Origin of the sequence: Pseudodesulfovibrio sp. 7M6 (genome assembly GCF_050058625.1) — a bacterium.
Taxonomy (GTDB): Bacteria; Desulfobacterota; Desulfovibrionia; order Desulfovibrionales; family Desulfovibrionaceae; genus Pseudodesulfovibrio; species Pseudodesulfovibrio salinus.
The window spans coordinates 51,810-75,627 of the sequence record NZ_CP188816.1 but is presented as its reverse complement, the minus strand read 5'-3'; the positions used below and the strand labels follow the sequence as shown (position 1 = coordinate 75,627).

Sequence of the window (23,818 nt, the reverse complement as noted above, 5' to 3'; positions counted from 1 at the left end):
AGAGGAGGTTTGTTAAGCCAAACGGCCCGGATAGTCAAGGGGCGAGCCTCCTCGCGCCCCGCTATGACAAGGCCTGATCCAGATCCGCCTTCAGATCCTCCACATCCTCGATGCCCACCGAATAGCGGATCAGACTCTCCGGGATGCCCATGGCAGCCCGCTCCTCGGCCGTGCATTCCACATGACTTGTGGTGGCCGGGATACCGGCAATGGTCTCCACCGAACCGAGATTGGCCGCACGCCGGGCCAGCCGCAAACGGGAGAGCACCCGTCCGGCGTCTTCCAGCGTGCCGCCCTTGGTCACAAAACTGAGCATACCGCCGAACCCGCGCATCTGCCGCACCGCGATATCGTGGCCGGGATGGGACTCCAGCCCCGGATAGAAGACCTTTTCCACACCGGGATGCGCTTCCAGAAAACGGGCGATCTCAAGAGCGTTGCTATTCTGCCGCTCGATGCGCAGATGCAGGGTCTTCATGCCCCGCAGCAGCAGATAGGCGGACATGGGATGCAGCGCGCCGCCCGCAATCTCCCGGTAGGCATAAATTTTCTTGATAAGCGAAGCCGGGCCGACAGCCAGCCCGCCCAGGGCGTCGGCATGGCCGCCCATGAATTTGGTGGCGCTGTGCAGAACGACATCCGCCCCCAGCGCCAGCGGGTTCTGATTGATCGGCGTGGCAAAGGTGTTGTCCACCAACGTAATGGCCCCGGCCTCGCGGGCCGCTTTTGCCAGCCGCTCGATATCCACTATCCTGATGGTCGGGTTGGTCGGCGTCTCCAGGTAGAGCACGTCGCACCCCTTGGCCACCTCGACCTCGATGGCGTCGAAATCAGTGGTATCGCACAAGGTGACGTTCACGCCCTGGCGAGGCAGGAATTCCGTGAACAGCCGGTTGGTCCCGCCATAGGTATCCTTGAGCGAAACCACGCGGTCTCCCTGGCCGAGCAGGGCGAAGAGCGCACCGGAGATGATGCCCATGCCGCTGGCCGCACTGACGGCAGCCTCGCCCCCTTCCAGGATGCGCGCCTTTTCCTCGAACACCTCAACCGTGGGGTTGGTGTTCCGGGTATAGATATGGCCGGGCCGTTTGCCGAGCGACACGTCCAGCCACTCGTCCAGGTCGTCATAGGCAAAGGAAACGCTATGCACCACAGGCACCTGCGTGGCATTGCCCTCAAAAAGCCTGTCCTCCCCGGCCCAGACAGACCGGGTGCCGGTCCCAACTGTCCTTTCGTCACGCATGCGACGCTCCTCTCTGGTTTTCGGGTCCACTATCAGAAACCGACAAGGGAAACAACGATATGTCTCGCCACATCCTTGCGCGGCTGGATTCTTTGTGCAAAAAATCATTAAACACGGGAGAATCCATGACCTGCTCCGCCGAACCGACCTTTCGCCGGGTGGCCTTCACCCATTTCGTGCCCAGTCTTTTTCTGGGCGTGCTCTCCCTGTACCTTCTCCGCTATACCCTGCCGCCCCTGGACCTGCGTTCCCTGCTCGATGGGGAAATCGACGGAGCGGACGTCGCCGTCAGCCTTGCCAACGGCGCGCTCGTTGCCCTGCTCATGGCGCTCTACCACTGGCGGATCAAAAGCCGCGCCCGCAGCCGCTCCTGGCAAACCGGGGCCTGTTATGGCCCGCGCGTCCTGCTCTACCGCATGATCGTCGGCTTCACGGCCGGTGTGTCCGACATTCTTTTCGGCCTGCGCAGCGAGGGAATCCTGCTGCTGACCTGCGTGGTGTTGATCATCCTGTTCGGGCATCTGCGCCTTTTCGCCCAGTACCTGACGCGCATTCTTCGGCCGGGCAACAACGCCACCTGGGTCGATGTGGCGGAGCTGGCCCGCATCTATCTGACCATGCTGGCCGGGTTCACCCTGGTCAACGCCTCGCTGGAGGTATTGCATATAATGCTGGATGTGGCCCGACCCTTCCAGTTCGGCTATGCCGCGAGCGAACTGTTTCTCGATTCCCTATATTATACGGTAGTATCCATGACCACTCTCGGTTTCGGCGACATCGTGCCCGTTACTTGGGACGGCAAGCTGATGCTCATCCTCCAGAGTATGGTCAGCTATGTGATGTTTGGGTTGATGATCGGAATCATCACACGCGGGGTGAGTGGCGGGGACGCCAGCGAGGGGTAGCTGGCGGTTCCGACATTTTGTTTCTTTTATTGGGAAGAAGAGAAAGACAGAAGTTGAGCCGCCTCCGGCGGGATTTATATCAGAGGGTTTCGCACTCTAAAGGTGCGAGTTACTTTTGGACCAGAGCGCCCAAAAGTAACCCAAAAGCGCTCTTGGGGTGCCATGTCCAGCGCCCCGGTGACGGACAAAGAATCTGATCCAAACGGCCTGCGCTCCCGCGTCCCAAGGCCGGGAAGCAGAAAACGCCGGGCCGCCAAGATTCGCTCTGGCCGTTTGGTCAGCTTCTAAGCCGCGTCCCCGCAGGGCTTCTGCGAAGCAGCTTGGCTATTCGTCATTAAGGCAAACAGGAGCCTGAACATCCGCAGAAGAAAATCTTGAATAAAATGTTCAAGCCCCGGAAAGCGTAACAGTAAATTAGCTGAGACCAGCCCTGTGTTTCGGCGGTTAGCAGCCGACCAAGCGGGTAAGGCGGCTCCCGTCAGCCACCCGGTAGGTTGGCGGTAACCTCGGTCTGTTCGCGGAGAAACGGAACTATACTTTTCCTGAGATGGAGCCGTCCCGCTTGGATCGGAGGCTTCCGGCGAAGCACGTAGGCGGCCAGTCTACCCCCAAGGGCCTTTTTCCTACTTTTTGGCCCAGCAAAAAGTAGCGCCGCCCGCGTAGGGCATTTGGAGGTTTTTTGAAGCCGAACGGCTTCAAACCCGGCTCTCTGCTCTTGGTATTAAAGGCAAAAGCAGAAGCTGAAGAGAAAGACAAAAAACAGAAGCTGAACCGCCTCCGGCGGGATTTATATCAGAGGGTTTCGCACCCTAAAGGTGCGAGTTACTTTTGGACCAGAGCGCCCAAAAGTAACCAAAAAGCGCTCTTGGAGTGCCATGCCCAGCGCCCCGGTGACGGGCAAAGAATCTGATCCAAACGGCCTGCGCTCCCGCGTCTCAAGGCCGGGAAGCAGAAAACGCCGGGCCGCCAAGATTCGCTCCGGCCGTTTGGTCAGCTTCTAAGCCGCGTCACCGCAGGGCTTCTGCGAAGCAGCTTGGCTATTCGCCATTAAGGCAAGCAGGAGCCTGAACATCCGCAAAAGAAGGTCCTGAAGACAACCATCTGGTCTCGGAAGCGTAACAGTAAATTCGCTGACACCAGCCCTGTGTTTCGGCGGTTAGCAGCCGACCAAGCGGGTAAGGCGGCTCCCGTCAGCCACCCGGTAGGTTGGCGGTAACCTCGGTCTGTTCGCGGAGAAACGGCACTATACTTTTCCTGAGATGGAGCCGTCCCGCTTGGAGCGGATGCTTCCGGCGAAACACGTAGGCGGCCAAGCTACCCCCAAAGGCCTTTTTGGTTCTTTTTGGCCCAGCAAAAAGAACCGCCGCCCGCGTAGGGCATTTGGAGGGCTTTTGAAGCCGCAGGCTTCAAACCCGGCTTTCTCTCTCCTCAAAAAAGAAAAGAAGAGAAATCACCCGGCCGGTCAGGCCCCCACCCTCCGCAACCGCGCCATGGCATCCTCCAATACATCCATCTCCTTGGCAAAACAGAAACGCGCCAGCGTTTCCCCCACCGGGCCGCGGTAGAAGGCCGATCCCGGCACGCAGGCCACACCCGTTTTTTCCAGCAAATACAGGGCGCGCTCCTTGGCCGTACTCCCCGGCAGCGAGCTGATATCCGCCAGCGTATAGTAGGCCCCCTCCGGTACATTGGGCGTGAGGCCCGCATCCCGCAGGGCCGCGCAGAACAAATCCCGCTTGCGCTGATGATCGTCGGCCACGCCCTGGTAGTAGTCGTCCCCCAGCTCTTCCAGACCTTTGGCGCAGCCCATTTGCAGCGGCGCCGGGGCGCAGACATAGACCAGATCGTTGAAATGCCCGATGGGCAACGCCCATTCCGGATCGCAGATTGCGTAGCCCAACCGCCAGCCCGTGACCGCGAAGACCTTGGAGAAGCCTGAGATAGTGATGGTGCGCCGGGCCATGCCGGGCAACGTGGCCGGGGCAATGTGCTTTCTGCCGTCAAAAACAAAGTGCTCGTAAATTTCGTCCGTGAACACGAACAGGTCGTGGGCCTCGGCAAAGTCCGCCACCAGAGTGAGTTCCTCGCGGGTAAAGACCTTGCCTGCCGGATTGGACGGCGTGTTCAAGATGATGGCCCGGGTGCGCCCGGTCACGACCCGTTCCAGGTCCTCGGCCGTGAATTTCCAATGGGGCGGCTCCAGGGTGACGAAGGTCGGCTTGATGCCCAGCGAAGCCATGGTCACGTTGTGGTATCCGTAGTACGGCTCGAAAACCACGACCTCGTCCCCCTCGTTGAGCAAGGCGAGGCAGGCGGCGTAGAATGCGCCCGTTGCTCCGCCGGAAACCACCACTTCGCCCTCCGGGTTGACCCGCATCCCGGTGTAGCGCTCCTGCTTGGCCGCAATGGCCTGACGCAGCGGCGCAAGCCCGTCGAACCGGGTATAGATGTTCGTCCCGGCGGCCATGGCCTCGGCCGCGCCCCGCAGCACCGGCTCGGGCACCGGGAGATCGCATACCCCCTGGGCCAGATTGATGCCGCCCACACGGGCACATTCCAAAGTCATGTTCCGAATCTCCGACTGGGCCACCAAATGACGGCGGCGGCTCACTTTCAGCGACATGGGCAATCCTTCTTCCGGGTAAAAGGTGGAATATAATCAGGGAACACGGTATATGACTTCCCTGGAAAACAAAACCCCGGCACACTTTTCCGCCCCCCGAAACGCTGGTCCCGTATCGGTGCAGGCGGAGGGCCGGGGACCGCAACAACCCAATAACCCGACCGCATTGCCATGAAAAAAATAATATTGCTGCTTACCCTGCTGGCAGCCTTGTTGCTCACCACCGGGTGCAGCGATGATACATCGAAATCAGAACAGTCTGTCCCGGCATCCGAAGCCGTGCAAAAGGCGAATACGCCCAAAGCGGAGCCGCCATTCACGGATGAGGAATTCAGAAAGTTCCTGGCCGATCTGCCGAACATCCCGGGCATGGCCGCCGGAAACCCGGCCGTGACGGGCGACGAACTGACCGCCCAGGCACAGGAGGCCATTCGCAAGACCGGCTGGAGCGACCAACGGTTCGCCTATGTCTACGGCCACGCCGTGGCCATGCTCAGTCTGGAACAGGTGGAGCGGACCATGGAAGAAATGAAGCAACAACTGGAAACCATGCCGAAAGCGCAACAGCAGGCCATGAAAGACGCCCTGGGCGGCGAAGCGGAAAAACAGTGCCAGACCATCAGGACGGACGTGAACGCCATGGTCCCTGCCTCGGAACAGACCGTCATCCGCAGCCATATGGCCGAACTACGGACCGCCTTCGGGCTGGGAACCGAATAATATGAAGGACAACCTCGTTCTTTTCGGCCTGACCCCGGCCAGGGTCCGGGCCGATATCCCCCTGTCCGGCAGTCCGGAACGGTCCGCCGCACGCTGCGCCGTGGAGGACACCGACGGCCATGTCTGGGTGCTGGAACGGCTCAAGCCAGGCCAACAGGAGCGGCGGGAACGGATAGGCCGCGCACTAGCCGCCCTGAAAAAGGCCGGATTGCCCGTGGCCGCGTACCACGCGAGCACGGACGGAAGGTATACTGCCGAAGGGCCGGCCGGCATCTGGCAGGCCGCTCCCTATGTTCCCGGCGATCCGCTCCCCCGGCCCGATTATGTGGACCACGCCTCGCGCGGTGTGGCCCTCGGCACCTTTCTGGCCGATTTGCAAGAAGCGGCACCAAGCATCCATGAATTTGATACGGCCCCCCGCTTCATACTGGAAGACTACGCCAACGACCTGTTGGAGACCGTGCGCCCCCGCAGGCCAGATGTACATGCAGCAATGGCCCACGCCCTGCCCGTGCTCGCGCCGCTATTCGAGGCATGGGGGGAACTGCCGGAATCCCTCTGTCAGGGAGACTTCCATCCGCTCAATATTATCTGGCGCGGGTCGGACGTGGCCGCCGTCATCGACTGGGAGTTCGCCGGAATGCGTCCGGCCCTGTTCGATGCCGCCAACTGCCTGGGCTGCATCGCCATCGAGGACCCGCAGGCCCTGGTCAACGGGCTGGCCCCCACCCTGCTGCGCACGCTCCGGCAACGCGGCTGCCTGGACCCGACCGGCTTCGCCCTGCTGCCGGAGCTGGTCATCGGCATGCGCTTCGCCTGGATGTCCGAATGGCTCCGCAGGGGTGATACCGAGATGATCGACCTGGAATCCCGGCTCATCCCACTCCTCGCCAACTCCATCGACACCCTCCATCCCGCTTGGCGGCAGATCGTGGACAAGCCGTAGCCGCTGTCATTTCAGGCTATATTTATCCTTCCTCGCCGCCAACGGGCTGTTTCAATGAAAACAGCCCGTTGGCTTCTTTTTTCACGTTCTTTAACAGGACAAAGTTTTGACAAACGACGTTTGCGCAGGGCTATTCTCAACTATCATCCAAGAAAAGCTGTCCGCAACGGGCATAGGAATCAGACAGGAGAAAGGGGAAGAAAGCCATGCCAATCAGAACGTATCTCATCACAGTCATCATCGCAGGACTTGCCTGCGTCGGAGCCATGCTCCCCTACTCCGTCGCAGCATCGGGCGGGATCGACCCGGCCGATCCCATGGTCCGGGTCACATCCCCCCCGGTAAGTTTCGATCCGCAGAAGGTGCTCGCCGCCGTGGCCAAGGACGTGAGCAAGGCGACCGGCATCAAGGAATCCTTCATTACCTATTATTGGCAGACCTTCGACAACATCGTGTATGAGGGAAAGGAGACCGACAAGCCCCTGTTCGTGGACCTGTACGTGCCCGGTTTCTTCAGCGACGACGACGTGCACGGAATGCTCAACGCGGTGGCCGACGCGCTGGTGGACCACGCCAAGGTGGAACGGAAATGGCTGTTCATCCACACCCACTTCCCCCTGCCCGGTCAGGTCTACATCGGCGGCGGCATAACCGAATGGACCACCTACCGGGGCAAGCCGAACACCGACCCACGCGACAAGGCGGAACGCGCGCTGAACAAATTCCAGTTCAATGACCCGTCCTTTGTCTTCCAGTGCCTGTGGCGGTTCGGCGTCATCGCTTCCGGCGGGTCCGACCTGGGCGAACTCCTGACCGTGACCAGCCGCATAGACGACTATGACAAGGAGAGCTGGTACGCGGCCTGGAACGACATGGCCGGCAGGGTGAATGCGCTGGGGACCGAGTTCGAGACCGCAGGGAATGCCCTCAGCGCCCGGCAGGCATACTCCCGCGCCTGCAACTATTACCGGGCCAGCGAAATATATCTGCCCCGGGACGACCCGCGCAAACACCTCGCCTGGGTACAGGGCACCAAGAATTTCCGCAAAGCCGCCGACCTTTCCGGCGGTCGGATAGAGCCTGTCCGCATCCCCTATGAAAAAACAACGCTGCCCGGCTACTTCATCAAGGGAGACGGCCCGGACGGCAAGCGTCCCCTGCTGCTCATCCAGACCGGCCTGGACGGTACGGCAGAGGATCTCTATTTCATCTTAGGCTTCCACGCGGCAAGGCGCGGCTACAACTGCCTGATCTACGAAGGCCCCGGCCAGGGCGAAGTCATTGCCAAGGACCAACTCCCCTTCCGCCCGGACTGGGAAAAGGTCGTCACCCCGGTGGTGGACTATGCCCTGACACGGCCGGACGTGGACCCAAAGCGGCTGGCGATCATCGGATTCTCCATGGGCGGCTACCTCGTACCCCGCGCCCTTGCCTTTGAAAAACGCATCAAGTGGGGCATCGTGGACGGCGGGGTCTACAGCGTATTCGACGGCACCATGAGCAAGTTCCCGGAGGCGGTCCGCAAAGGCGTGGGCAAGTCCCGAAGCCGGGATACCGTCAATGGGCTTGCCCAAAAGGAGATGGCGGACCACCCGGACCTGAGCCAGTTCATCAACCAGATGCTCTGGACCTTTGACGCGGATACACCCCACGAGCTGTTCTCAAAGCTTGAAAAATACACCCTGAAAGACGTGATCGGAAAGATAGATACTGAAATGCTGGTGCTCAACTCCAGCCAGGATCAGATTGCCGGGTCCAATGCCCAGGCCAAGAAATTCTACAACGCCCTGAAAGCGAAGAAGACCTACTTCGAATTCAACGGCGACCACGGCGGGCAGTTTCACTGCCAGTCCGGCGCGCCCTTTGTCTCTGCCGAGCGCATCCTCAACTGGCTGGACCAACGGGCCATGCCCGAAAAGCGGTAAAATGGAGTCAAAAGATGAAAAGCATACTTTGTTCCCTGGCACTGCTCGTGCTACTCGTTCCGGGCAATGCTCCGGCCACGGAAGACGGCAAGGCGTTTGATGCCCATGCCACCTCGTTCAACTACTTTTTCAAGGACGGGGACATGGACTTCCATTTCGGCAACCTCGTCCTCGGCTCCGCGGTCAACGGCGGAATCGAAATCGGCGAGGCGTTCTATGCCGCGTCCCACATCAAGGACGGCGATGCGCCCAGCTGGCACCGGGAGTGGTATGGGGTGGCCCGGCGTGCGGAAGCACGGGGCAGGGAATCGCTGAAAAAGGGCCACAAGGTGAGCGCGCGGGACCAGTTGATCCGGGCCGCCTACTATTACCGCATCTCGCTCATCGGGATGCTCCCGGACAACCCGGAGCTGGAAAAGCGCGGATTGAAATGCCGCAACCTGATGAAGCTGGCCGGGCCGCTCTTCGACCCGCCGCTGGAATACTTCGAGGTGCCGTTCGAAAATACGGTGCTTCCCGGCTTCTTCCGCCGGGCGGACAATTCCGGCAAGCCGACCAAGACCCTGCTGATAATCGGTGGGGGCGAGACCTTCATTGAGGACCTGTTCTTCTACATCCAGCGCCAGGCCCATGAGCGCGGCTACAACTTCATGACCGTGGACCTGCCCGGCCAGGGGATGCTGCCCCATGAGGGCCACGTCTTCCGCACGGACACCAACGTGCCCATAAAAAAGGTCGTGGACTACGCCATGACCCGCAAGGACGTGGACCAGAGCAAATTTGCGGCATACGGCATCAGCGGCGGCGGGCTCTTCGTGCCCCAGGCCGCCATGCATGACCCGCGCATCAAGGCCATGGCCATCAGCTCCGCCGTGGTGGACGCCTATACCCTGTATGCCGTCATGCCCGCAGCCGTGGCCAGCCAGAAGGAAATCGATTCCTGGTCCTCGTTCCACGGCGATGTCGTCAAATCCATCTGCTGGCGGTACGGCGTGAACAAGCCGTCCGAACTCATTGCCGCGAACAAGGGCAACACCTTCGACTCCCGGAAAATCAAGGCACCAATCCTGATCATCCTGGGCGAGGGCGAATACCGCAGCAAGGAAGTGCAGCGCCAGCAGCAGGCGGCCATCGACGGATTCCAGGACAAACGGAGCAAGATGGTGGTCACGCCTTCCGACGAAGGAGCGTCCAACCATTGCCTCATGGAAAACCGGAGCATCGTCGGCCAGGTCGTTTTCGACTGGATGGATGAAATCTTCGACTAGCCGGAGTTCGTCATGCGTGGATGCCTGGCCGGGTTATTGGCCTTTGCCGTCCTGTTCTCGGGATGCGCCAGTCTCGGACCGTCCCGGGTCAGCCGGGATCGTGTCGAATACAACAGGTCCATCACGGACTCCTGGAAGCGGCAGATCCTGCTGAACATCGTCAAGATCCGATACGTCGAGCCGCTCTTCTTCATGAGCGTGGGGGAAATCGTCACCTCCTACTCCATGGAGACGGGCGGGACCCTCGGCGTCTCGCAGACCCTGTACAGCAACCCGAACAACAGCGCATCCACGCTGATCGAGCTAGGAGGGTCGGCCAAGTATACGGACCGGCCAACCATTACCTACCGGCCGCTGACCGGTAACGACTTCTTCCGGGGCATCATGTCGCCCATGCCCCTGCGCAACGTTCTGGCCAGCGTGCAGTCCGGCGCTTCGGTCGAGTTCCTGTTCCGGCTCGGCGTCCGCAGCATCAACGGTCTGCGCAACGAATCCCTGGCCGCCGACGGCTTCAAACAGGCGGAGGAGGGATTCTCGCGCGCGGTGAACCTGCTGAACCGGCTCCAGGCCCAAAACGCGATGTGGTCCGAATTCGCACAGAGGGGAAGGAACGGCCCAACCTGTTCATAAAATTTACCTGTGATGCCAAGGACAAGGAGACAAAAGCCAATATTCTGGACTTCCAACGGGTGCTCGGGCTCAACCCGGCAGCCGAGAAACACCTGATCGGTTTCGGGTCCATGCAGGTGAACGACACGACCATCTCGTTCCAGACCTTCCCCCTGGCGCAGGTGCTCTCCTCCATTGCCGGACGCATGGATATGCCGGATGAGGATGTGGCTTCCCACCGGGCCTCGCCGGGCGGTTTTGCGGACGGAGGCGACGGGATTTTCGACCGCGTCATGGTCCGGTCATCACGCACGAAACCGACAAACGCCTTTGCAGCGATCAGGTATCGGGACAACTGGTTCTGGGTGGACGACGGCGATCTGGTGGCCAAGCGGGTCTTTTCCTTCGTCATGCTCGCCTTCACCATGATGGACAAGACGGAACAGAACCCCACGCTGCAACTGACACTTCCGACGCAATGACAACCTGCATCGCTGCGGCAACCAGGCCTGCCGAAAAGGAATACCGCTTTTCGTAACGGCGCAATAATGGTACCTGATCCGTAAAACCGGAAACAGTACGGCCAAAGGTTGCCATGGTCCGCCCCTCATTGAAAATAAGCCGCGCAATCCTGCCTGTAATCATCAGCTCGCTTGTCCTGCTGATGCTGGGAGGATGCTTCAGCAAGGCGAACCAGCCGCGTGCGGTCAATGGTACGGTAGACCTGTCGTCCTGGGACTTTGAAAAGGATGGCCCGGTCAACCTGATCGGGCAATGGCGGTTCACATGGCAGCCTGAATCTGCCGACACGACCATCCGGGACTCGGAAGACCTGTTTCCCGTCCCGGCCCTGTGGAGGGGCAAAACGGCGAAGGGCCGGGACCTGAAATCAGAAGGCAACGCGGAGTACCGGCTGCGCGTCAGGTTGCCCTACAATACGCCCGAAAAAATGGCGCTCCTCGTCACCGGCGGCATGTCCGTCTGCGAGATATGGATGGACGGAAACAGGCTGGGAGCCAGCGGCACCCTCGGCGGCGATGCCGTGACAGAACGCCCCCACGGCCATTTCGTCGTCACCGAATGCCCGGCAATGTCCGGGCAACAGACCATCACTATCCGCGTCTCCAACCATCACAACATCCAAGGCGGGCTCAACGGTGCCGTCTTGCTCGGCACCTGCGGGCGGATCAACGGCTATTTTGCCCTGGCGCGGCTCATGGGTGCCTGCATGGCCGGGGCGCTCATCTGCCTGAGCCTCCTCTATCTGTCGCTCTTCGTCCTTGCCCGTTCCCGTCGGGAAAACCTCTACTTCGGCCTGTTCTGCCTCTCCTGGTGCATGGCCCTGGCCTTCAGCCCTTCCTCCGGTTTTCTGATGACCCAGCTGGCCCCCTCCATCTCCTGGGAGTGGTATATCAATTTCTCGGTGCTCCCCTATGGCCTGACCACTCCCCTGATGCTCGCCTTCTACCACCGTCTTTTCCCCAAGAGGCCGGGCCGGGTCATAGAACGGGCCTACTGGATTTTCGGACTCATCTATATCACCTATATCCTGCTGACCCCGCCCAATGGCTATGACCAGATGCTGTTCGCCTACTATATCCTCTACGCGGCAGCCCTCGTCTACATGTTCGCCTGCTTCATCATCGACGTATACCGCCGGGAAGACGGCAGCTGGCTGCTCGCCCTCGGCTATCTCGCCCTCGGCTTCTCCGAAATGGACGACTTCTTCTTCGACCTGCACATCGTGGACGCTGCCTCGCTACGGCCCATCGGCGTGTTCATCTTCATTCTGTCCTACGCCCTCCTGCTTGCCCTGCGATTCTCCAGCGCCTTCAACAAGACAAAAGCCCTGGCTGGAGAGCTACAACGCGCCAATACCCGCCTGCTCAGGATTGATACCCTCAAGGACGAGTTCCTCGCCAATACCACCCATGAACTCAAGACGCCGCTGGCCGGGATGATCGGCGTGGCAGAATCCCTGCTGGCCGGTTCCGCCGGAGCATTGCCCCCACAAGTGGCGCGCCACCTGGGCACCATCATCGCCAGCGGCCGCCGCCTCGCCCAGTTGGTCAACGACGTCCTCGACTTCTCCCGCCTCAAGCACCGGGATATTACCTTGAAAAAGGAACCCATCCGGCTGCAAACAGAGATGCAAAAAGTCTTCACCCTGGCCGGAGCCATGAAGAAGAGCGACGACGTAACCCTCGCCCACACCATCCCGGAGACGTTCCCACCGGTGCTGGCCGACCCGGACCGGCTCTCCCAGATTTTCTTCAATCTCGTGGGCAACAGCCTCAAGTTCACCAAAGCGGGACACGTCATCATTTCCGCACGGGAGCAAAACGGCGCGGCTGTTGTTTCGGTCACGGACACGGGCAGGGGGATCGCCGAAGAACAACTCGACAGGATTTTCCAACCCTACGCACAGGGCGAGTCGGCGGATTCCGGCGGGACCGGCATCGGCCTCTCCATCACACGGCAACTGGTGGAACTGCACGGCGGGGAACTGACCGTTGTTTCCGAACCGGGGAAAGGATCGATGTTCAGCTTCACCCTGCCGCTGGCACAGGAGAATGCACCCGATTCTGCGTCGGATACGGACGCCTCCATCCCCGTTTCCCCCACAATTCCGGAATCGGCAGGCAGCCTTCTTGCGGATGAAGAAGCAAAGGAACAAAAATCCGGTCCCTATCAGGTACTGGTGGTGGACGACGAACCCGTCAATCTCCAGGTCGTCGGCTCCATCCTGCACATGGCGGGCATCACCTTCCGTACGGCAGCCGACGGGGCAGAGGCGCTGCGCCTGCTGGAGAAAGGCCCGGTGCCGGACCTCGTGCTGCTCGACCTGATGATGCCGGGTATGAACGGCTATCAGGTCTGCCGCACCCTGCGGCGGCAATTTCCCCAGGCCGCGCTGCCCGTGGTCCTGCTCACGGTGCGCCACCGGGCCCAGGACATTGTGGAGGGGTTTGCCGCCGGGGCCAACGACTACCTGATGAAACCGTTCTCCCGCGAAGAGCTGCAGGCGCGAGTGGTGACGCAACTGCGCCTGAGAGAAGCCTATGCCACCATGGCGGAAAACTCCTCTCTGCGCCATGAGATTGCGCTACGCAAGAAAACCGAAAGCCATCTCCGCCTGCTCCAGGCGCGCATCGACACCATCTTCGATTCCCAGAAAGACGCCATTCTGGTCGTCAATCAAAGCTGCGAGATCGTGTCCTGCAACGCGGCGTTCGAGCAGTTCACAAAACAAAGGGTAAAGGACCTTGCCGGGCAACCAATGCAAACGCTCTTTGCCGAGGACGACGGCCACACTGGACCGCTGTGCGACTATTGCCACAGTTCACCCTCGTCCAAAGGGGAAAGCACCCTCTTTGAGTCCATAGGGATTATGTCGGGCTGCGAGACGATTACCGTAAACCTATCGGCCAGCCAGGCAGAGGTTGAGGAAGAAACCCTGACCGTCCTCGTCCTGCGCATCCCCGGCGGCAGGGAGAACGATTCGGCGATTCCGGTCGCCCTGCTCAACGACCTCAACGTCAACCGGCACCGGGTTCAGTTGCTGGAGGAGGCCCTCCTTTCCGCCGATACGGGTGATGCCGGGGAGCGGGGCCAGATGGCGGAGGATGTCCGCACTCTCGACCTGCTCCTGCAAAAGATCGGCATCCACCTGCAATCCCGCCCGGAAGCCGGGGACAAGCCCTCGCAGGCGGTGGAGGTCATGACCCTTGCCCTGGACTATTGGGTGGAATCCACCGGCATGACCAAGGCCGACATGGCGGAGCAGTCCGGGCTGTGGAACGTCTATATGGAACGCGACGGCTACTCCCGGACCCAGACGCTGGACAAGTATCTCTACCGGGAGACCTTGCCCCGGCGTCCCCGCTGGAAAAAGATCTTCCAGACTGCGGACTTCATCCTCGCCAACTGCAAAACACCGTCCCCGCTGCGCAATGCGCTGGAAGAGGCGCTGACTCGGCTGCGAAGGCTATAGCCCCACCCCGGCATCCCAAATGAAAAGGCCCCGCTCCTGGTGGAGCGAGGCCCGAATGATCGACGCAGCCGAAAGGGCTACTGGACGTAGACCTTGAGGCGCTGCCCGGCATAGATGGTGCTGCGGGCGCTGAGGGAATTCCAGCGAAGCAAGTCCTTGACGGAAACGCCAAACTTCTGGGCGATGGAGGTCAGGTTGTCCCCGCGCCGGACCTTGTAGCGAACCAGCTGGCTTTTGGGAGAACCGGCATCCATGGCGGCCTGTTTGGTCGCGGCATTGGAGCTGTCCGGGATATACAGTTTCTGCCCGGTCTTGAGACGGTTTGAGCGCAGGCCATTGGCACGCTTGAGCGTGGAGACCGTGGTGCCGAACTGACGGGAGATGCTCCAGAGCGTGTCGCCGTTGCGGACATAGTAGTTGCCGCGTTTGGCCGCAATGGCCCGGGTCTTGGCTGTTCTGCGGGAAGCCGTTGCTTTGGCGGAAGGCACGGACTGACTGGAGCCGTTGCCGGGCACCATGACGAACTGGCCGGGGTGCAGAGTATTGGATCTGGTGTCGTTGACCTTCTTGAGAACGGCCACAGGCACGCCGTAACGGCGGGATATCTGCCACCAGGAATCGCCGGAACGCACGCGGTGGCGGACATAACCCGCATAGGGACGGGAACCGGGATCGGCCAGATAGGCCATCATCTTGTCGGCCTTGCCCGAGGGCAGGTAGGCGGTGGCCTTCATGTTCGGCGGGCTCACCTGGCGACGGAAGGCCGGGTTCAGGTCATGGAAATCGTTCCAGGTCATGCCGCCCGAACGCGCCAGGGCGAGCAGGTCGGTGCCGCCGGGAACCTCAACGGGCACCACATCCAGCTCCATGTCCCAGGAAACGGGTTCGAAGCCCAGCGTATCCAGGTTCTGGAAAATCTTGGAGATGGCAATGAACTTGGGCACGTAGTGCTTGGTCTCGGTACGCAGCCGGGCGCGGCGCGACAGGTGCTGATTCTTCTTGGTCAGTTCGAAGAAATCGTTGCAGTTGGTCAGCCGCAGGGCACGGGCAATCTTGCCTTCACCCGCATTGTAAGCGGCCAGGGCGAGATACCAGTCTCCGAACTTGTCATAAAGATCGCGCAGATGCCGGGCGGCGGCGTCCGTGGACTTGAACGGGTCGCGCCGTTCATCGATCCACCAGTCGGACTTGAGGCCGTAGAGACTGCCCGTTCCGCGCATGAACTGCCACATGCCGCCGGCACCGGCCCAGGAATAGGCGCGGACATTGTAGCCGGACTCGGTAAAGGGCAACAGGACCAGATCCTGCGGCAGCCCATACTTGGTGAACACCCGGCGCACATAGGGCAGATAGGGCTGGGAACGTTCCAGCCACCGCTCCATGGTTTTGCGGGCCTTGTGGGTGAAATAGTTGAAATAGACCTCGACGTCCTTGTTCTCGTGGGACTCAAGGTCGAAGAGCAGACCGAAGCGGGAATTGAGCACCGCCTGCTCGGTAGTGGTCAACTCGTCGCCCTTGACGTCGGGCTCTGCCTTTACCTCGGGTTCCAGCGGGACGGCATCCGTCGGGACTTCGGTTTCCGCCGTATCGGCAGGCATGGTATCTACGGGCTTTTTCGCACAACCGAACATCAGCCCAACCGCGAGCAGGACAGGTAGCAGCAAACGCAATAATTTGAATATTCCCAAATTTTCCTCCGGCTTCCCGTACCCCCCATACCAAAATAACTGGTCTGTGGGAAGTCTAGAAAAAATCATAATTGTAACAAAAGCGGTGAGTGTCTGCTATCCCACCTTGCAGGGAATTGCAATACCGCGCTAAACCTCCTACATAGTCGGCGCAAGGGACGCAACCTTGTGCAACCTCATTTTGCCGGACAGAACCGGCCGGAAGAATAAATGCAAAAAGACGACCGGGATAAAAAAGATTCGAAAACCTACGTAGTTGGCAATAATCCTGTAAGGGAACTCCTTGCCGGTGATCCCTCCAGGGTGGATTTCGTGGCCTTTCGCAAGGGCCGCCGGGATGCCAACATGGAAGAGATTCTGGAGCTGTGCCGCAAGGCGGGCATTCCCTTCAGGGCAGTGACTCCCAAGGATCTGGACTTCATGTACCGGGGCAACCATCAGGGCGTGGCCGCACGCTGCGCCGCCCTGTCCTACGTTTCCCTGGAATCCCTGCTGGAAAGCGCAACCAGTGCACCGCTGCCGCTCATTGTTGCACTGGACCAGGTGCAGGATACCGGCAACGTGGGTGCCATAGCCCGGACGGTATATGCCATGGGCGGGGCCGGACTCATCGTCTGCCAGCACCACGGGGCCTACCTGGGAACGGGCGCGGTCCGCGCCAGCGCAGGGGCCCTGAACCTGCTGCCCGTGGCCAAGGTGGGCAACATGGCCGTGGCCATCAAGGACTGTGTGAACTATGACTATACAGTATATTGCGCCCAGGCCAGCGACGACGCGCTGGACGCCTTTGGCGCGGAGCTGCGAACTCCGGCCGTGCTCATCCTCGGCAACGAGGAAAAGGGCGTGCGGCCCGGCGTGTCCAAGCTGTGCCATGAGAGCCTGCGCATCCCGTTCCTGCGCGACTTCGACTCCCTGAACGTGGCCCACGCGGGGGCAATCCTCGTTTCGGAGTTTGCACGGCGGGTGACCGGGTAGGAGTTCCGCGTGAACATTGCCCTGTGTACCCCGTTCAAGCCCCTGGATAATCCGAAAGTATCGGGCGACGTGACCATCGCCCGTGATCTGGCAGCCGGGTTCGAGGCGATGGGCCACACCGTTACCGTGCTTCCCCACTTCCCGGCCCGGCTCATCTGGCGCAGGCCGAAGCTGTGGCCGGGCGCTCTCCTTGCCCTGGACCGCATGGTCCGCGCCGCGAAAGAAGCGGACTGCTGGCTGACCTACGGAAGCTATTACAAGGTGCCGGACGTGTTCGGCCCCACCGGAGCGCGCCGCCTGGGCATTCCCTATTTCATCTTCCAGGCCAGCTATGCGACAAAACGGGCCAAGCGGCTCGCCACCTGGCCCGGCTACAGGATCAACCGACGGGCCATGCTCCGGGCCGACCACATCTTCCTCAACCGCGCGGCGGACGAAGAGGGATGCGCCAAGCTTCTGCCGCCGCAACGGTTCTCCATGGTCCGGCCCGGGCTTCCTGCCGACAGCTTCTCCCGCGAACCCACGGCGCGCAAGCGCCTGCGCAAGGAGTGGAAGGCGGGACAAAGCGTGGTTGTCGCCACGGCGGCCATGATGCGGCCCGGCGTCAAGGAAGAGGGACTCCGCTGGGTCATCGAATCCTGCGCCGAACTCGCGGGCCGGGGGCAGGACCTGCAACTGGTGATCGCCGGTGACGGCCCCTGTCGCACGGATATCGAAGCCCTGGCCGAAGAACGCCTCGGCAAACGAGTCCGCTTTCTGGGGCTGGTGGAGCGAAACGGTCTGGCCGAAATATTCAGCGCATCGGACATTTTCGCCTTTCCCGGCTTGCGGGAGAGTGTGGGCATGGTCTATCTGGAGGCCCAGGCATGTGGCCTGCCCGTGGTGGCCACGGACGATGAGGGCGCGCCCCAGGTGGTGGCCCACGGGGAATCCGGGCTGATCTGCAAGGCGAACCGGGCCGCCTTTACCAACGCGCTGCAACGGCTGACCGCCGATGCCGACCTGCGGGCAAAACTTTCCAGACAGGCCCCCGACTACATCAAGCGGCAGCATGACCTGACCGCAAACTATCGTGCCATGGCCGAAACCATGCAATCCATCACTGCCGGAGATTCACTATGACCACCTTTTTTCTGCTGCGCCACGGACCGACGCAATGGAACGCGGACAACCGCATCCAAGGCAACACCAATACCGACTTGAGCCCTGAGGGGCGCGACCGGGTCCGGACATGGACCGGCGCCCTGGACGGCCTGGACATTGACGCCGTGCTGACCAGCCACCTCTCCAGGGCCATGGAAACCGCAGCCATCCTCACCGAGGGCCTGGACCTCCCCACCGCGCAGGACCCCAGACTGGCCGAACAGGACTGGGGCGACTGGACCGGATTGACCAAGCCGGAACTGAAGGCATTGGGCAAAGAACTGAGCAAGCGGGAACGACAGGGTTTCGAGTTCCGCCCGCCCAAAGGCGAGAGCCGGGAAGAGGTCCTGTTCCGCGCCTGCGACGCCCTGACCGAATACGCCGCCGATCATCCCGAGGGATGCGTTCTGGTCGTCACCCACAACGGAGTGATCAAGGCATTGCTGAACGCCTTGTCCGGTCTGGACTACATGCCGAACGACCCGCCCCTGCCCCAGGGCCACCGACTGCACCGCATCGACTGCACGGAGGAAGAACTCACCTTGGGCGGCAGCGGCCCGGAGCTCTGATGCGCGTCGTCTTCTACTGCCAGCATGTTCTCGGCGTGGGCCATGTCTTTCGCAGCCTGGAGATTGCCCGATGTCTGGCTCCGCATGAGGTCGTCCTGGTTACGGGAGGCGGCGAGGTGGAGATCACCCCGCCCGAGAACGTCACCCGCGAGCAGCTGCCCGGCCTGATGATGAGCCCGGATTTCAAGGAGTTCATCCCGCTGGAGCCGGATGCCCATGACGTGGACGAGGTGCTCGCTCGACGGCTGAAGCGGTTCGAGGCGATCATGGAACGCTACCGGCCCGATATTTTTCTGGTGGAGCTCTACCCCTTTGGCCGACGCAAATTCCGTTTCGAGCTGCTCCCCATTCTCCAAGGGGTGCGCGCGGGACGCTGGGGCCGGTGCAAATCCGTCTGCTCGGTGCGCGATATTCTGGTGGAAAAAGACAATCCGGCCAAATACGTCAGCCGGGTAAACCCGGTTCTCAACGAATGGTTCGACGCAGTCATATGTCATGCGGACCCGGCGGTCGTCCGGCTGGAGGAGACCTATCCCGGCACGGACGGCATTGAAATTCCGATGCACTACACAGGCTACGTGGCACGGGGGCCGAAACCAGGTGCCGGAATCCGCCTGAAGCAGGAACTGGACTTCGGGCCACAGGAACGGCTCATCGTGGCCAGCGCCGGAGGCGGCAGCGTGGGGTCGGAACTCATCAAGGGCGCGCTCCAGGCTTCGCCGCTCATTCAGGAGCGATTTCCCCACCGGCTGGTCGCCTTTGCCGGGCCGTATTGCCCGGATGAGGGCTTCGCCCGCCTCACCGAACTGGCGGCAACGGACGCCCGCCTGGAATTGCGCCGTTTCACCACCCGCTTCCCAGCCTATCTGGACGCGGCCGATCTTTCGCTTTCACTGGCAGGATACAACACGACCATGAACCTGCTGGCAGCCCACACCTATGGATTGGTCCTGCCCTTTGCCCAGAACAGGGAGCAGCACATGCGCGCGGAACGGATGGAAAGACGGGGCGCGATGGGGCTGCTCTCACCGGAAGAGCTCGTGCCGGAGGTGCTGGCAACGCGCATGGCAAACGCCCTGGACCGGCCGCAAAAGGCGCACGAAGTAGATCTGGACGGCGGGCGGCAGAGCGCCCGGATTCTGGAAAATCTGGCCGGATAGCTCTCCAAGAAGCCACAGCGTCACATGACGTTGAGCAGGGTATCCACGTGCTTGCCCTGTTTTTTCAGGGCTAGGTACACCTTCATGTCCTTGCGCAGCTTGACCAGCACGGCGGGGATCAACTGCCCCCTGGACGACCGGATCACCGGGGTATTGATAACCGCGCCGTCGCTCATCAGCAAATGCAGCTCAAAGAGGATGGGGGTATCCTCATCCACCCCGCCATAGGTATCCTGCGGCGAGGCCTCCACTGTCAGCGTCGTGATTTCCTTGTTGTAACGCTTGATGAAGGCCATGAGCCGGTCCTGCTCGGCCTTGCTGTAATAGCCGTGCCCCAACCGTCCTGCAAAACGAAGCTTTTGCGACGCATTCTTGCTGAACACGGACTCGCCCTTGCTGACAAAATTCAGATTGAAGAAGACCACGATCATACCGATTGCCACCAGCACGATCAGGATGTTGCGGGTCCGCTCTCTGGCATGGGCTTTCTGACGGCGAGACTTCATGGCGGCTCCTTGGGAATTAGACGTAGGATAATTTTGACCTATCCCAGATCCGCGGGATTGGCAAAGCGCAGTTGGTCCGCCGGATAGATTTCGACCCGCCCCCCTTGCACTGCACGCCGCCGTCAGTATAAAAGTATCCGGCAGGAAAACTCTCATGACACATCACTATGACGCCATCATCTGCGGCGGTGGCCCGGCAGGATCGGCAGCCGCCCTGGCCCTGGCCCGGCAAGGACACTCTGTGGCCGTGCTCGACCGCGCCCGCTTTCCCCGGCCCAAACTCTGCGGCGGCCTGCTCACCTGGAAATCCGTCCAGCTGCTGGAAGTGGCCCTCGGCGAAACCGTCGAGTCTCTTACCCGCGCCAAAGCGATCATCCATCGCTCGGAAAGCTACGCCATCCACTCCGCAAAACGGGTGCTGGCCCAAGGCCCGCTGCCGTCCCCTTTCCACTACGTTAATCGGGAAGTATTCGATAACCATCTGCTCAGAAAGTGCGAGAGCCAGGGGGCGGAGGTTTTCGAAGGCACCGAAGTCGCCCGAGTTGATACGGATCAAGGTATCGTTACAACCAAGTCCGGCGAAGTCTTCAGCGGTGCCTGGATCATCGGCGCCGACGGGGCCAATTCCGTCGCGCGAAAATCCTATACCGGCCTGAACCGGGAGCGCTTCCGCCGCTTCATGGCTCCGGCCCTGGAAATCACCCTGCCCGCCACTGAATTTCCTCGCCCGGTGGAATGTCCGGAACTGTACATCGGCACGTTGGACGCAGGATACGGCTGGGTCTTTCCCCACGGCGAAACCGTGGTCACGGGCATCTGCGGCCTCCGCCGAAACAACGTCAACTTTTCCGATGTGTTCCGGGATTACCTGCAAGGGCTTGGCGTTGATCCCGAAGCCGCCCCCTACAAAGGCCACCCCCTGCCCTACGGCAACTACTTAGCCGACCCGGCACAGGGCCGATTGCTGCTGGCAGGCGACGCCGCCGGGCTGGTGGAGCCTCTCTTCGGCGAGGGTATCTTCTTCTCGCTTTGCTCCGGCTGGTACGCAGGAGAGGCCGTGGCCCAGGGACTGGCCCGACGGAGTGATCCCGCGCCGGTCTACCAGCGGCGGCTCAATCGCCAGATCATCCCGGAGCTGCGCGCCTCCGACCGGCTGCGCTGGCTACTCTTCCGCGCCATGCGGCACCTCGGCACTCCCTCGCTCTCCCTCTTCGTCAACTCGGCCGCCCGCCCCCTGGCCGAGATGGTCCACGGCATCCGCTCCTACTCCTGGCTGCGCAAAAAGCATTGGGATTTCCTGGAGAGATAGTTCAACTCACCGTGTGCGTCTCCCTCAAAGAAAAGAGGATGGGATAACTTTCATACATAAGAAAGGATGTCACCAATCTGCCGTTCCCTGTATTAAATTCGGGCTAGACCAGAGGGACAATCGCGAATTTCGCGGTTCTGGACTGGGGCGGCATCATCACCGACCTGTCGTCCCGCAAGGTGGACATGGTCATGGCCAGCATGACCATCACGGAAGAGCGCAGGAAGTCGGTGGCCGAGGGACTGGCTTGCAAGAGCCCCCGTATCCACCGGAGAGGGCATCGGTCTCGCCCTGCAAAAGGAGAAGGCCGATCCGCTGAAGCTGTTCAACGACGACATCGGTAAGGGCCTGAAAAACGGCACCTACAATAACATCGCGTCCAGGTACTTTGATTTTGCTATCTACAGGGCGGCAATGTACCCGCCAGCCGTGCCGCCTCCCACAAAGGCGGGAAGCTTTGTGGAGTCTTGCCCCGTTCCAGCTGCTCTCCTGTTCGTTCAGCCTTCCGCCCGCTCTCGCTTAAGCAGGCCGTCGGCATCAAGCCGGACCATGAGTTCGGCAACGTTGGGGACCAGATAGGTCGGGGAAAGGGGCAAGAAATCCGCCGCTGCCATGCGCCCGGTGGTCACTCCGGCCGTCAGGGTCCCAGCGTTGATGCCGGTCTGCACATCCATGGGATGATCGCCGACCATCAGGGAATGCTCCGGCCGTGCGCCGAGCCGCTTCAGGGCCGCCAGCAGGTGGTCGGGGTGGGGCTTGACCACTGCCGCTTCCTCGCGCGGAATCAGGACATCGACCAGCCCGTCCACATCCGGAAAAACGGCGCGCACCGCAGCGGAAATGTTGCGGGTCACAATGCCGATGCCGATGCCTCGCCGCCGCAGTTCGGTCAGCGTCGGACGGGTGAACTCGAAGAGGGTGCCGGTGCGGGCAGCGTCCAGTTCCATGGCGGCTATGGCCAACCGCCCCCGCGTACGGAATTCCTTGCCCTCGGCCTCGTCCACGGCCATGACCCGGTCAACCAGCTGGGCCAGCCACTCCAGGGCGGGCGTATCGTCCGGCGTAGGCCGCTCGCCCAGAAAGACCTCGCCAAGAGCGGCTATCTTCCGCTTCATCAGCATGAAATCCAGCGGCACGTCGGCCAGTGTCCCGTCAAAATCAAAAACAACCGCGTCCAGTCCAGGCATGTCTTCTCCGCAAATACGTTTGAGGCGCAACCGGCAATGTTGCCGGATCGGCTACCCATGCCAGATTTGCCCCCCACCGTCGAGACCGCGCACCCCGCACTTCACGGCCGGGGCACGCTTCGGGTCGCCTCTCCAAAATCAAAAAACGTTTTGGCAAAAAGAAAGAGTTCAAGCCCGAAACATACGGAGCGTACGTTTCGGGCTTGAACTCTTTGAGACAATACAAGGGTTGCCCGGCTGGGCCGCCACTCCTACATGCCGCTCAAAGCGTCACCGCGGCTCGGGAACAAGGGGAAAATCTTGTCGTAACCCGAGACTTCGAACACTTCCTGGATGTAATCCTTGATGCCGCAGATGGCGATTTTGCCCGAGGTCTTTTTGAGACGCTGATAGGCCAGCACCAGCACGCGCAGGCCGGAGCTGTTGATATAGTCCAGATCGGAAAAGTCGAAGAGCAGGCAGGTCTCGCCGCCTTCCAGCAGAGACAGGACCTTCTCTTCCATGGCCTGGGTCCCCTCGGCGTCGAGGTTTCCGTCCACGGTGAGCACGGTAATGCCGTTTTCCTTTATTTCGTTCAGGGCCACTGTCAGTCCTCCCTCTCCGCTACCCGTTCACCGGGCAGCACGGTTTGCTAAGATCTTTGGTGAGGATCAACACGTTCTTGCCGTCCTCCCGCTTGTAATCAATCCGGGAAACCATGTTCTTCACCAGATGGACGCCCATGCCGCCGGGACGCAGGCGGTCCTCGACAGGGACCTCGAAATTGGGTTCCGGCGCTTCAAGGATATTGAAGGGCTGGGCATCGTCCTCAAGGCGAATGGTAATAAGATCGCCATCAAGGGCAACGGAAACATCTATGGGATGTTCGTCGAAATCCGTATATCCGTAGCTGATAATGTTTGTAATCAGTTCGTCCAGCACCAGATTGAGATGAAACACGACCTTTACAGGCAGGCCGTGCTGCTCCCCGAACGCTTCCACCCTCGGCTGAAAGTGGTGGAAGCAATTCATCTTGTTGCTCATCTGAAAAGTAATAACGTCCGCCATG

The 23,818-nt window shown here is 61.0% G+C and carries 21 protein-coding genes; 14 read left to right on the top strand and 7 right to left on the bottom strand.

Features of this window, described 5'->3' with window-relative positions; translation table 11 throughout:
- Positions 1 to 61: 61 nt before the first annotated feature.
- On the bottom strand, positions 62 to 1,243 hold the full coding sequence (locus ACI0FG_RS00295) for a cystathionine gamma-synthase family protein (RefSeq protein ID WP_419786566.1): 1,182 nt from the start codon (positions 1,241 to 1,243) through the stop codon (positions 62 to 64).
- 125 nt (positions 1,244 to 1,368) lie between these two features.
- Between ACI0FG_RS00295 and ACI0FG_RS00290 the strand changes: the two genes are divergently transcribed.
- Positions 1,369 to 2,148: a potassium channel family protein gene (locus ACI0FG_RS00290; RefSeq protein WP_419786565.1), complete on the top strand. Its 780-nt coding sequence runs from the start codon at positions 1,369 to 1,371 to the stop codon at positions 2,146 to 2,148.
- A 1,462-nt stretch (positions 2,149 to 3,610) separates the two neighbouring features.
- Here the strand turns inward: ACI0FG_RS00290 and ACI0FG_RS00285 are convergent.
- Positions 3,611 to 4,771 carry a pyridoxal phosphate-dependent aminotransferase gene (locus ACI0FG_RS00285; RefSeq protein WP_419786564.1) on the bottom strand — a complete coding sequence of 387 codons (1,161 nt, stop codon included), beginning with the start codon at positions 4,769 to 4,771 and terminating at the stop codon, positions 3,611 to 3,613.
- A 171-nt stretch (positions 4,772 to 4,942) separates the two neighbouring features.
- On the opposite strand from ACI0FG_RS00285, the gene ACI0FG_RS00280 reads away from it, so the two are divergent.
- From ACI0FG_RS00280 to ACI0FG_RS00250, 7 genes are all read left to right on the top strand, one after another.
- Positions 4,943 to 5,491, top strand: coding sequence for a hypothetical protein (locus ACI0FG_RS00280; protein ID WP_419786563.1), 549 nt, complete (start codon positions 4,943 to 4,945; stop codon positions 5,489 to 5,491).
- 1 nt (position 5,492) lies between these two features.
- A complete protein-coding gene (locus tag ACI0FG_RS00275) occupies positions 5,493 to 6,437 on the top strand; it encodes a phosphotransferase enzyme family protein (protein ID WP_419786562.1) in 945 nt (314 codons plus the stop codon).
- 206 nt (positions 6,438 to 6,643) lie between these two features.
- Positions 6,644 to 8,362, top strand: a complete 1,719-nt coding sequence (locus tag ACI0FG_RS00270) for an alpha/beta hydrolase family protein (RefSeq protein WP_419786561.1) — start codon at positions 6,644 to 6,646, stop codon at positions 8,360 to 8,362.
- Between the two features lie 14 nt (positions 8,363 to 8,376).
- A complete protein-coding gene (locus ACI0FG_RS00265; protein ID WP_419786560.1) occupies positions 8,377 to 9,630 on the top strand; it encodes an alpha/beta hydrolase in 1,254 nt (417 codons plus the stop codon).
- 12 nt (positions 9,631 to 9,642) lie between these two features.
- Entirely contained in the window at positions 9,643 to 10,260 is a 618-nt protein-coding gene (locus ACI0FG_RS00260) for a hypothetical protein (RefSeq protein WP_419786559.1), read from the top strand.
- On the top strand, positions 10,212 to 10,721 hold the full coding sequence (locus ACI0FG_RS00255; RefSeq protein WP_419786558.1) for a hypothetical protein: 510 nt from the start codon (positions 10,212 to 10,214) through the stop codon (positions 10,719 to 10,721). Before ACI0FG_RS00260 ends, ACI0FG_RS00255 begins: the two co-directional genes overlap by 49 nt.
- Positions 10,722 to 10,849: 128 nt before the next feature.
- A complete protein-coding gene (locus tag ACI0FG_RS00250) occupies positions 10,850 to 14,233 on the top strand; it encodes an ATP-binding protein (RefSeq protein WP_419786557.1) in 3,384 nt (1,127 codons plus the stop codon).
- A 77-nt stretch (positions 14,234 to 14,310) separates the two neighbouring features.
- Here ACI0FG_RS00250 and ACI0FG_RS00245 read toward each other — a convergent pair whose 3' ends face one another.
- Complete coding sequence (locus tag ACI0FG_RS00245) at positions 14,311 to 15,921, bottom strand: lytic transglycosylase (protein WP_419786556.1); 1,611 nt, start codon at positions 15,919 to 15,921, stop codon at positions 14,311 to 14,313.
- 210 nt (positions 15,922 to 16,131) lie between these two features.
- Between ACI0FG_RS00245 and ACI0FG_RS00240 the strand changes: the two genes are divergently transcribed.
- The 4 genes from ACI0FG_RS00240 to ACI0FG_RS00225 are packed head-to-tail and all read left to right on the top strand — an operon-like array spanning position 16,132 to position 19,768.
- Positions 16,132 to 16,896 carry a TrmH family RNA methyltransferase gene (locus tag ACI0FG_RS00240; protein ID WP_419786555.1) on the top strand — a complete coding sequence of 255 codons (765 nt, stop codon included), beginning with the start codon at positions 16,132 to 16,134 and terminating at the stop codon, positions 16,894 to 16,896.
- Positions 16,897 to 16,905: 9 nt separating this feature from the next.
- Positions 16,906 to 18,018 (top strand): glycosyltransferase family 4 protein, encoded by a 1,113-nt coding sequence (locus ACI0FG_RS00235; protein WP_419786554.1) that lies wholly within the window; start codon positions 16,906 to 16,908, stop codon positions 18,016 to 18,018.
- On the top strand, positions 18,015 to 18,608 hold the full coding sequence (locus tag ACI0FG_RS00230; protein ID WP_419786553.1) for a histidine phosphatase family protein: 594 nt from the start codon (positions 18,015 to 18,017) through the stop codon (positions 18,606 to 18,608). The genes ACI0FG_RS00235 and ACI0FG_RS00230 overlap by 4 nt, the downstream gene beginning before the upstream one ends.
- On the top strand, positions 18,608 to 19,768 hold the full coding sequence (locus tag ACI0FG_RS00225; protein WP_419786552.1) for a glycosyltransferase family protein: 1,161 nt from the start codon (positions 18,608 to 18,610) through the stop codon (positions 19,766 to 19,768). The genes ACI0FG_RS00230 and ACI0FG_RS00225 overlap by 1 nt, the downstream gene beginning before the upstream one ends.
- 20 nt (positions 19,769 to 19,788) lie before the next feature.
- Here ACI0FG_RS00225 and ACI0FG_RS00220 read toward each other — a convergent pair whose 3' ends face one another.
- On the bottom strand, positions 19,789 to 20,274 hold the full coding sequence (locus ACI0FG_RS00220) for a hypothetical protein (RefSeq protein WP_419786551.1): 486 nt from the start codon (positions 20,272 to 20,274) through the stop codon (positions 19,789 to 19,791).
- A gap of 154 nt (positions 20,275 to 20,428) precedes the next feature.
- Between ACI0FG_RS00220 and ACI0FG_RS00215 the strand changes: the two genes are divergently transcribed.
- Complete coding sequence (locus ACI0FG_RS00215) at positions 20,429 to 21,583, top strand: geranylgeranyl reductase family protein (protein WP_419786550.1); 1,155 nt, start codon at positions 20,429 to 20,431, stop codon at positions 21,581 to 21,583.
- A 119-nt stretch (positions 21,584 to 21,702) separates the two neighbouring features.
- On the top strand, positions 21,703 to 21,927 hold the full coding sequence (locus ACI0FG_RS00210; protein ID WP_419788417.1) for a transporter substrate-binding domain-containing protein: 225 nt from the start codon (positions 21,703 to 21,705) through the stop codon (positions 21,925 to 21,927).
- Between the two features lie 153 nt (positions 21,928 to 22,080).
- Here ACI0FG_RS00210 and ACI0FG_RS00205 read toward each other — a convergent pair whose 3' ends face one another.
- From ACI0FG_RS00205 to ACI0FG_RS00195, 3 genes are all read right to left on the bottom strand, one after another.
- Positions 22,081 to 22,770: an HAD family hydrolase gene (locus ACI0FG_RS00205; RefSeq protein ID WP_419786549.1), complete on the bottom strand. Its 690-nt coding sequence runs from the start codon at positions 22,768 to 22,770 to the stop codon at positions 22,081 to 22,083.
- 251 nt (positions 22,771 to 23,021) lie between these two features.
- Entirely contained in the window at positions 23,022 to 23,354 is a 333-nt protein-coding gene (locus tag ACI0FG_RS00200; protein WP_419786548.1) for an STAS domain-containing protein, read from the bottom strand.
- Positions 23,355 to 23,373: 19 nt separating this feature from the next.
- Positions 23,374 to 23,817, bottom strand: coding sequence for an ATP-binding protein (locus ACI0FG_RS00195; RefSeq protein ID WP_419786547.1), 444 nt, complete (start codon positions 23,815 to 23,817; stop codon positions 23,374 to 23,376).
- Position 23,818 lies beyond the last annotated feature (1 nt).